Source organism: Sapientia aquatica, from assembly GCF_004358105.1.
In the GTDB taxonomy this organism is placed as follows: Bacteria; Pseudomonadota; Gammaproteobacteria; order Burkholderiales; family Burkholderiaceae_D; genus Solimicrobium; species Solimicrobium aquaticum.
In genome coordinates, this window is the sequence record NZ_SMYL01000026.1 from 1 (window position 1) to 10703 (window position 10703).

Consider the following 10703-nt stretch of genomic DNA (forward strand, 5'->3'; position numbering starts at 1 on the left):
GTTTTAAGCAGTAAGTGGTATTCAAACAGATGATTCATGGCGTCAGAACCGGACAGACGCACGGGGATTAGGGCGGATGGATCGTTGATTTGTGGGATGGCTGGGCTGTGGATGGAGAGGGTGCGGGATGGTGTTTGCATCGAATGCGTCCTTGAGATGTTGTAAGAGTGAATAAATTAACATAATTTTTAATTAATTAATTTATTAAATAACAATAAATAATTCAGCTTTTGTTTCAAGCTGATCCGACTCAAGGTGGAGAGTGCAAACAGGCGGGGGGCATTTAATGCGGCGCTGAAGCCGCTAGAAATACTTGAAAATGGCTTTTTAAAGAATCGTTAAACCGCCGAATAAAACTTGTACTTGTTCTTGCCATTCTGCTTGGCGTAATACATCGATTGATCCGCTAGGCGTAGCAAAATATCGGGATCGGTGGCGTCGCTGGGGTATTGGCTTAATCCTATACTGGCGGAAACGGTGACTGTTTGGCCGCCAGCATGCACTGGCTGATTGATTGAATTGAGGATGCGTTGTAGCGCTAGTTCGTAATGGTCGGGGTGTTCTAATTGCGGAATTAGCAGCACAAATTCGTCGCCGCCGATGCGCGCTACTGTGTCGCATTCGCGTAAGTTCGTGCTTAAGCGTTTTGCGATTTCAATCAACAGTTTGTCGCCGGTTTCATGCCCATAAGTGTCGTTGACTGGCTTGAACCCATCGAGGTCGAGGAAGATAACGGCGATTGACGTTTTATTGCGTTTGGCTTGGGAAATCGCGTGCTGCAATCGATCCATGAGCAATTTGCGGTTGGGCATGCCAGTTAAGCTGTCGTAATTAGCTAACCGATTGAGTTGCGCCTCGTGTTCCTTGCTTTGGGTGATGTCATAGGCGATGCCGTTGGAGAGAATTTCACCGCTATCGAGCACGTGGCGGTAGGCCTCAATATGCATCCAGCGTGCTTGTAGACCGGGCCGCATTCGTCCTTCCCAGTAGAAGCTGGCTTTGGATTGGCTCAGTTTGTTGATCTGGGCTAAAAAGCTCTCGACATCATCGGGGTGAATTTGTTTGAGCATGACGTCTTGTTCTTGATAAGCCTGTTCTTTAGATAGTTCAAATAGTTCACACCAACGCGGGCTGACGAATTCTAAAAATCGTTTTCCATCGACACTAAAGCGATGTTTGAATACTCCTACCGGGATGTATGAAATCAGATTATTTAAGTCGGTGATCGCTTGTTGCAAAGCGGCGCCGATGTGTTTTTTTTCAGTGATGTCTTCGACAATCGACCACGTTAGCTTCTGGTCGTTAGCTGCAGTGACCAGCATCCCGTTGAGGTTGACTGGCACCAAAGTGCCGTCTTTGCGGCGGTATTCTTTTTCATACGAAGAGTAGCGACCAGTGAGCAGCAATTCGTTGAGCCTTGCGCTTTCTTCGCTTTGATATTTACTGGGCGTTAAGTCCCAATATTTGATCAATCTCAGTTCCTCTTCTGAATAGCCGCAGATTTCTTGGAAGGCTTTATTAAATTCTAGGTAGTCACCATCCATGTCGGTGAGCACAATGCCCAGCGGAGAAAGTTCAAAGAGGTTGCGTAACTTTTCTTCGCTAGCCCGCAGCGCACTCTCAGCGCGTTTGCGTTCCGTAATGTCTTCCAGAGTGGCTTGCAACATTTTTTTACCTTGGTGCTGGAAGCGCATTAAGTGGACTTTGGCATCCCAAATTTCTCCGTTCGGTCTTTGATGACGCCATTCAAAAATATCGATTTCTTTTTGTAACGCGTTGCGATTATGGCGTTTCGCTGAATCCGCTGAAGGGGTTCCGTCGTATTGAGTAGGACTGGAGATATCCATGACGCATTTCCCTATTACTTCCTCACGTGTCGTGTATCCATAGATTTTGACGGCGGCCAGATTGCATTCTACAAATTCGCTCGTAGCATGGTCGATCACTAACATGGGAACATACGATTTATGGAATAGAGTTTTGTTAAAGCTTTCGCTCTCTTGCAAATCTTTCTCAAGAATTTTCCGTTTGTTGATATTACCGATATAGCCGTAATAACTCGTCGATCCATCTTCCTCAAGCTGCGGCACCGCGTCACCATAAACCCATATGGGATGTCCATCGGGTAGTACTATTCGGAATTCCTTACGCCAGTTTGTGTGATTGCGCGCAGCGGCATCCATGGAGGAAAAAACTTCTTCTTGATCGGGCCGATAAATTAAGGACAAAGCACTGGATGCATCGTTTTTGATCACGTCGGGATGTACGCGGAAGATATCAAAGATGGTACCGCTGACATAAGGAAAGCAACCAACGGCATTGAGGCGATGTTTGTAGACAAATACCAAACCTGGGAGGCGACTATGAATAGTGTTGGTGCGGTTGATGATGGCTTGCATGTCACTGGTCGCTTTGGTCACCATGACGGCGAGCTCGTCACGGTGCTGGCGCAACTCCCGTTCGATTGCTTTGCGCTCAGTTAAATCCACAATGATGCCGACATACATGGTTTGGCCGGGGATATTTAAACTTCCAACCGAGAGATGAATCGGCACAATGCTGCCATCCTTGCGCTGCGCTGTCAGTTCTACGCCAGAGCTACCGATCACGCGAGAGGTTTGCTCTTGGTGGTAGCGCGCCATGTACTGATCGTGATTCGAACGATACGGCTCGGGCATTAATTCGCGGACATTCATGTGACTTAGTTCGGCTCTTTCATAGCCAAAAAAGTGTACTGCTGCGGAATTAAATGTTTGGATAAATCCCTTTTCATCGATAGTGATAATTGGATTGACCGCCGTTTCTAAAATAGCGTCGGTCACGGCTGCATTTCGATCGATGGTTCCTTCATTTTTTTGGACTGATGGTAGGGCCGTAATCGACGCGACGAATAGCGTTTGTCGACCAATTTTTACTTGATTTATTTCGGCGCAGGCTTGAAATTGAGCGCCGCTTTTAGCTTGTGCAACAATGTTCAATGCCAGTTCTTCGGCGCCTAGATTGGGATCAACACTAAAGGGAAATGGAATTAATTTTGTTAGCGGCTGATTGATTATTTCATCTCGTTGGTAGCCAAATAAACGCGTTGCAGCAGTATCGAATGCCACAACTAAATTAGACTGATCAAATGCGATTAACGCAGCGCTAACACTTGGTTGACGCTCTGAAAAACGAGGAGGTACTGAAGACACTATTGACTCCAACTTCGTATAAATTAAATCTACGGTCACGTCGCTGCTAAAACATGGTCGGCTCCAAGTTGAATTAGTTGTGCGCGGTTTGTGGTCGATGCGCAGTGAGTGTCCATGGCACTTCTACGTGAATTGCAACATTGATTCGGCTATCGCTGCTCAGTGATTTTGAACTGGTATTAACCCGATTCTAGAAGTCGAACTTTTAAAATTCAAGTCGCTTTAGCGGCGCAAAATTGTGCTCAATCGGCGATGTTTTAACTGGTTTTTGGGGAACAGAAAACTTCGTTAAAACCAAGCGATTTGGGCTAGTTAATATGTGAAAAACCATTCGGATCCAGCGGGAATTTTTTTTGATCAGGATAAATATTTTTTTAAGGAATTGTTGTTTTACGGGATGTTTTTTGCTGATTGTAAGAAGCTTCAATTCGTCCATTTGCAATGAGGAGTTAGCAAACAATTTGCGTAGTTGCGAAACTACATTGCGAACTACTTGGATGGGTGTCATGGACGATGGCGCGACGATTGAAAAATCGCGATATAGCTCAATGGGCGGCGTCTGGAAGGGCGGGTTGATTGCGCTCTAATTTAGTCAATTGAGCGCATCGATGAGGCTACTTTTAGTTACGGGATTTACCGATTTAACTAAAAAACTTGGCGGGCTATCCGTGCGGGACGAACGAGTTGCTTACTAATGCCAATCAGAAGCGCGACGACGTGTCTGGCTATTTAAGACGCGGGTGCAAATTTCTTTAGGTACGCCCGCTTCTAACATCACCCGCATACCTTCTGGAATACCTGCCAGCACTGCAGCGGCAATGCCGCGGTTGACGGCCATTTCAACATCTTTGTTGCGCCGTTCATCGGCAACGCTGGCTACCACGATATCGGTATCTATATCCATGTGAATCTCCGTGAGAACGAATGTTTGTATGCTAGGCGCTGCTGAACCGTGTTGCGTTTCAAATTGTAATCAAGCCAAAAACCTAAACTTAACTGCAGATTCGATTAACGCCCACAACAAATAGCCTGTTGATCTACACAAATTGTCCCGATCTAGCTACAGAATCGTGACCTAAAACATATTGGGTGGGATTGATCAATTAGATGAACCGCGCGTACTTACTTAAGCTCAGTTTTTCCCCCAACCAAACCACCTCCATCAACATAGGCGCTGGGCGTTAAAAACGTATCGCTATCATTAGTAAGGTAGGGTTAATTATTTGTGCCAAATGGGTAAAAATCACGCCCAGTCAGTCTAGCCAGTAAGCGCTCCAACTGTGACCTGCTCATTACCGATCGTTTAACCGTGGTCGCGGGTTGATGCTGTTCAGATCAATTATTAAAAGACAGGCTAGTCAAATAATTATTGTTTGTGCCTTACTCGTGCAGTTCACTTCGGTAAAAAGTCATGGATTGTTAATTGTCAAATAGTGGCCCGTATTACACATTGCTAAAAGCCAACTATCAACTATACTGAAACAATTTCCTATGTCTTAGTTCACGGTGAGGGCGTTATGGTGATTAGCTTCAACGATGCGTTTGGCCGCAACACCAAGATTCTGAAATCCAAAGCGTCCAAAATTTCTATTCAAGCTGTTTCCGTAGCGATTGTGGCGGTGATCGCTGCAACGCTCTTGGTATGCTTTACCAATACCCATACTATTTCGATTGAAGGCATTATCAACGCGCAAACCTCCAACATGGTGTTGTGGGTGCTCGATGGCTTACCCTTTGTGTTTGGTTATGTGGGGCAGTACACCAGCTACGTGTTGACCCAAGAAGCCAATTTAATGGTTTTGGAACAGACCGACGAGTTGCGCCAGCATGCCTTTAATCTAGAAAAACAAGCTGCCTACACCGCCACCCACGACGCCTTGACCGAATTACCTAATCGCGCCTTGTTTCATGATCGTCTGGGCCAATCCTTGCGTCACCCGCAGGATGCCAATAGCGGACTAACCCTGCTGATGTTAAGCATTGAAAATCTCAAAGAAATCCAAGACGCAATCGGCATCAATAATACCGATCTGATCATCAAACAACTCTCGACGCGATTAATTAGCTGGGCCGGCTCGACCGGAACCGTGGCACGGATCGACACCAATAGCTTCGCGATTTTGTTGGATGAAATCTCTGACAAAAATAAAGCCGAAGAAGCAGCACGCAATCTGATCAAAGCCATCGAGCCGCATTTTGCCGTCAATGGCCTTAAATTAACGCTGCACCCTAGCATCGGCATTGTTCTAGCTCCGATGCACGGCGAAGATGCTGACCTTTTGATGCAGCGCGCTAGCGTGGCACAGTTTTTTGCGAGCAGTTCCGTTGCCGGCTTCAGCACCTATTCACCCAACATGGACGAGCACAGTCCGCGCCGTTTGACCTTGATGGGTGAATTAAAACGCGCGATTGAACGCGATGAATTGCAACTGTATTACCAGCCCAAAATCAATTTAACCAACAACACCGTCACCAGCGTCGAAGCGCTGATTCGTTGGAAGCATGAACAGCACGGCTATATTCCACCGGACGAATTTATCCTGCTAGCCGAACGCCACCGCATGATACGCCCGCTAAGTCATTGGGTCTTGCAAGAGGCATTTAAAACCTGCGCCGAATGGCATCGTGACGGTATTGATTTAACTATTTCAATTAATCTATCGACGAAAGATTTACTTGACCCCGAATTGCCTGATCAGATTGCTGGCATCGCCGCTAAAACCAAAGTCCAACCAGAATGGATGCATTTTGAAATCACCGAGAGCAGCATCATGGGCGACCCAACCCGCGCCTTAATCGTGATCGAGCGTTTGCGTAGCATGGGCTACCAATTCTCAATCGACGATTTTGGAACTGGTTATTCGTCGTTAGCTTATTTGAAAAAGCTGCCGATTTCGGAACTCAAAATCGATAAATCATTTGTTCTCGATATGCTCGAAAACGAAAGCGACGCCATCATCGTGCGCGCCATCGTCAACCTAGCGCATAACTTAGGCCTGACCGTTACTGCTGAAGGGATAGAAAATGCCGAATCGCTAGAAATGTTGAAAGCCGTAGGTTGCGATGTTGGCCAAGGATTTTTGTTCAGCAAAGCGGTGCCACAAGACGAGTTGCGTGCGTGGCTTGCGGAGTGGAACGGTAGGGCGCATTAATGCGTAGTTAATGCGTAGTTAATGCGTAGTTAATGCGTAGTTAATGCAATTACTAATCCCCAGTTGGCACTAGATAGTCGCATTCATTAATCGCGAAATTCATGTTCCGCTCTAGGTAGGCGACATCACAAACACCCTCGCGCCACGCCAATTGTAGTGTGAGATTTCATTGCTGGCTGAGCTTCTTCAACAATTCCGCCTCTTTCAACAAGGTTTCAATCGCCCGCTCAAACGTCGGGGCGGTTTCCACAAAGGTCAGCGAACCATCGCGCAGTGCGCGGCTCAACGCGATTGGGCAGTAGATCAGTGGGTTGGTGGATTTATCGAGCTTAAACATAAACAGCGAGTTGTTGTTGCCGACCCAGATCAAGCGACCGAGTTGATAGACATTATCTGCCTTGTATTCAATGCGCGTTCCAACTTGCATGTCGGCCAGCCATTCGTGCTCGATGTTGGACGAATAGGAATCGGGCGGATTGATCTGCACGATGGCAGTAATGCCTTTTTGGGCTAACGCGGTTTTGATGCTAAGACTATCGGACGGCGGCGGAGCGATGGCTTTGGAACTGGCTTCCTCTTGGATTGATTCGATGTTGAACATCAAATGCAATTCGTCCAACGTTGGCAAATTTTTGGTGGCGACGTCGCCTTGGTTGGCTAACACATGGGCGTGGATGGTCAGCAATTGGTCTAGCATTTTTTTGGACTGTTCTTCGGGCAATTGCAGCGCGTTTAAACCCGATTTAATAATCTTAACTAGCTTGGGCAACAGCTTAATCAACGCCAGCCTATCTTCGGTCGATGTTTTGACTTGCGAGCTCCAGATCAAGTCGGGTAGGGCGGTGAAGTACTGATGTAATTTAGCGCGGATTGATTCCGCTGCATCGCCCTTGGCTTTGATGATTTTGTTGGATGCGCGCACCAACACGTGTACCCAGGTGAGTTGACAGAAATCGACGATGCGTTGATCGACAATTAATGGGCGCAAGATTTCACGCAAAGCGCCGGTAATGCGGTGCGTTAGGTAATTAACCCGCTGCACGTCTTCAATGGCGTCGATATAACGTTTGGAGAGCGCATCGGAGCGACTGACTTCGGTTGCCATGAATTTTTTGAGCTCTTCCAAACTCGTGGCGAAGATGCCGGTGTCGTCTTTGAAATCGTCCAGAATTTTTTTGATGATGCGTTTGATTTCGCTATCAACGTCTTTGCCTAATTCGCTCTCTGGTTGTAAGCCGACCGATACCATCCCCATGTGATTGAGCAGTTGGCGGCTAGGATGATCGACGCGCTGTAATGTGGCTGGGTCTATCAGCGCTGATTTAATGAACGGGATTTGCAAGCCGCTAAGCTGGTTGCGCAGACCTTCTGGGATGCTGTCATCGCGTAGCATTAGTTCAAACAACACTGACATTAAATTGAGCGCCATGCGTTCTGATTGGCTGGCGTTGCTGGCGTTAAAGTGCTCGCTGCTTGCTAGTAGTTGAGGATCAATCGCTACGCCGTTAGCCGCCATCTGCTGGAAATTATTCAGCCGTGCTAACAACTCGGCTGAAACCGGAATGCCGCTACTTGCTTGTCCACCTGCGCCGCCTTGATTGGCATGAAATCCCATTCCCGCAGTCGCCGGTCCAGCGGTGAAATTGCCGCCACCAACTTGCCCGGCACTAAAGATCGCGTTAATCAAGCCTTGGAATGTAGCTAGTGGACTGACATTGACGACGTCACCCGACGCAACGTTGCCCGCCTGCGCTTCGTCAGCTAGTGCTAAGGAAGATGCGCCTTGCGTGCCGAAATTACCGCCAACGCTGGCGTTGCCAGTTTGGCCTTGCATCAAGCTAATGAGTCGCTGCAAGACCGGCAGCATTTCGGGCGAGAAATTGGCCGCCAAATTATTGATCTGTGCGTTGTCTGTGCCGTCGCTAGACTGAGGCTCCTCGGCTTTATCGTCGCTGCTTGGTTTATCGGAGGTAGGTCGATTGCCTGAGCCTTCGTGCGCGCGATTGCTGGAGGTTGGGCGGGTATAGATTTTGGGACTAATACCGCCGGATTTAAATACTTCGCACAAATCGACGTAGTACTCGGGCAAATAGAGCGACAAGGAATTGATCGCGTACATCAATAAAAAATGACGAGTCGTGTCGTCGCCAACCATGCTGCCTAATATTTCGTAGAGCGTGTTGGCGATCAGTTCTGGCCGAAAGGGATTGTCGCGCTCTTTAACTTCGGTTTTGTCGATCAATTGCGCGATGATGTTGTTGACCCGGCCCAAACTTTCGGTACAGGAAGCGCTCAATCGGCCCACCAAGTGACTGACTCTGATTTGCTGGGTAATGGTTTGATCGTCGATCAGCGTCAGATTTTCGGCTTTGACATCCTTAACTTCCACTCTTTCGTTCGAATACATCGCTTGCAACGCATCTTCAAGCCGCTCTTGATATTGCGTTTCTAACTTATCTAACAGCTCGTCGCCCGCTTTACGCAAAAAATTACGTGCCGCATTCAGAGTGGAATAGTCTGTCGTAGCAGAATCGACCGCCAGCGCCTTGGCTAACTCTTGGTCCGAATGTTGGGTCATGCGCCGCACTAAAACCGAAAAATTTTTCAGAGCGCTTTGTTTGGCGAGTTGAATGACGGGCTGAGTTTGAGACATAGGTTGGTACGCAATTCGCTGTTAATAGTGGTTCAAGCGGCTGGCTAATTGTTGCTCAATGTTAATTATGGACATTAGTGTAAAAGTTGAAAAATAGCAATGCAGTAGAGGGCGTTTGAGGGGCTATTTTGTTGCTCCACGTGAACGTTTGCTCGCGGGAGGGAAGTTAAGGGCGATTCGTCCGATTTACGAACAATTCTGGCGAGCGAGGATGTGGTGTTGGCACAATTCTAGACGTCCTAGCCGTGGTTGCTTTGGTCACGGTATGTGCTTATGCGGTATATCGCCTCGTTACAACATAGTTATTCCATTAAAATGCATAAATAAATATATCTTTTATCATCATAATGGCAATCAAAATGTTAATTTTCAATTTGTTGATTTTCACAAATTTAGTGAGTTATGAGGGAATTGGGCCAGCCATCGTCGCCGATATTGGTTAGCTTCAAATACAAAGATCTGGCGAGCGATATCTCTGATCGACGAGTGAATGTATTTAAGATTGGAATGCATCCAAACGGGTATCTTTACTATGAAGGACACTGCTCTGCAGCTAATGCATTTCGGACTTTTAAGAGTGATCGGATTGTTCAAACAGTGACATTGATTGATACCGACAAATAGTTGGGGTTGATGATTGGCGAGCAAGGGTTTGCGGCGCTGAGAAAATTGCGTTAGCGATAAGCACACAAAACGCCATGTCAAAACAAATGGAAGCTCCAAAAACAATCACCATCATGCTAACTGGTTACAAAAAAGCTGACCGCGAATCCATGGGAAATTTAGCGACTGAAGCCGGATTAGCGATCCGCAAGACAGTGTCGAGTTCGTTAGATTATTTAATCGCTGGCGAGAACGCGGGCCCGTCGAAAATGGCACTGGCCGACGAGTTAGGGGTGGAGGTAGTTGAGATAGTTGGTGGCGAGGAGTTTGAGGAGTGGCTCGCCACAGAAATGGAGGCTTAAATGATCAATTGCACGTTTGAACTAAACGACAAACCAATGAGCACATTTACTGTTGGTGCATTATCAGTGGCTGCTTTTTCTGGTCTTGGTGCCGATGTCAATCGTCGTGCGTCAATGTGCCGTTATGGGAAGAGGCCAATTCCGGTCGGTCAGTACTATATTTTCGATCGTCAATCGGGCGGGTTAATAGGGCCGTTGCGTGAGATGCTTGGCGGCGGAGCCGATAAGAGCCAATGGTTTTCGCTCTACGCGATCGACGATCATATCGATAATGACTCTATGTTGTGTCACGAGATTGTGCGCGGACAGTTTCGGTTGCATCCCAAAGGTACACTGGGACGCAGTGAAGGCTGCATCACTATTGATGATATTAGGGATTGGCTAACGGTACGCGCCGCACTAAGAAACACAACACCCGTATACGTGCCAGGTTCTGCATTAAAAGCCTATGGAATAGTGGTTGTGAAATGAAGCTACTCTTTCAAATAATCGCTCTGGCACTTTGGTTGATCTTAGCGACGACGGGGTGGGCGTATTGGACGACGAACTATATCTCCGCTGATGCAATTCTGAACTTTACGAATCCAATGTGGGATTGGTTACTGTCTGTGTATGGTAAGCGTCCAGCGCTACCACCTATGAACGGCAATTAATTTCATGCACTCTCCAGACCTGATCAAATTGGAGAGCAAAGCATGTCGAGATTCAAATCTTTAATAAGCAAAGCAGATTGGCTGCAACA

7 protein-coding genes are annotated in these 10703 nt (G+C 47.2%); 4 read left to right on the forward strand and 3 right to left on the reverse strand.

The window, feature by feature from the left end:
• Window positions 1-338 precede the first annotated feature (338 nt).
• Together E2I14_RS18845 and E2I14_RS18850 are read right to left on the reverse strand one after the other, a co-directional pair.
• A complete protein-coding gene (locus E2I14_RS18845; protein ID WP_133331449.1) occupies window positions 339-3191 on the reverse strand; it encodes a PAS domain S-box protein in 2853 nt (950 codons plus the stop codon).
• A 691-nt stretch (window positions 3192-3882) separates the two neighbouring features.
• Entirely contained in the window at window positions 3883-4095 is a 213-nt protein-coding gene (locus E2I14_RS18850; protein WP_133331451.1) for a hypothetical protein, read from the reverse strand.
• A gap of 613 nt (window positions 4096-4708) precedes the next feature.
• On the opposite strand from E2I14_RS18850, the gene E2I14_RS18855 reads away from it, so the two are divergent.
• On the forward strand, window positions 4709-6343 hold the full coding sequence (locus E2I14_RS18855) for a putative bifunctional diguanylate cyclase/phosphodiesterase (RefSeq protein WP_133331453.1): 1635 nt from the start codon (window positions 4709-4711) through the stop codon (window positions 6341-6343).
• 166 nt (window positions 6344-6509) lie between these two features.
• On the opposite strand, the gene E2I14_RS18860 is transcribed toward E2I14_RS18855, so the two are convergent.
• Window positions 6510-8996, reverse strand: a complete 2487-nt coding sequence (locus tag E2I14_RS18860; protein ID WP_133331455.1) for a DUF1631 family protein — start codon at window positions 8994-8996, stop codon at window positions 6510-6512.
• A gap of 402 nt (window positions 8997-9398) precedes the next feature.
• Between E2I14_RS18860 and E2I14_RS20025 the strand changes: the two genes are divergently transcribed.
• The 3 genes from E2I14_RS20025 (at window position 9399) to E2I14_RS18875 (ending at window position 10432) form a co-directional block, all read left to right on the forward strand.
• Window positions 9399-9620 carry a WYL domain-containing protein gene (locus tag E2I14_RS20025; RefSeq protein WP_133331457.1) on the forward strand — a complete coding sequence of 74 codons (222 nt, stop codon included), beginning with the start codon at window positions 9399-9401 and terminating at the stop codon, window positions 9618-9620.
• Between the two features lie 74 nt (window positions 9621-9694).
• On the forward strand, window positions 9695-9961 hold the full coding sequence (locus tag E2I14_RS18870; RefSeq protein ID WP_133331458.1) for a BRCT domain-containing protein: 267 nt from the start codon (window positions 9695-9697) through the stop codon (window positions 9959-9961).
• 36 nt (window positions 9962-9997) lie between these two features.
• A complete protein-coding gene (locus tag E2I14_RS18875; protein ID WP_227544825.1) occupies window positions 9998-10432 on the forward strand; it encodes a DUF2778 domain-containing protein in 435 nt (144 codons plus the stop codon).
• Window positions 10433-10703 lie beyond the last annotated feature (271 nt).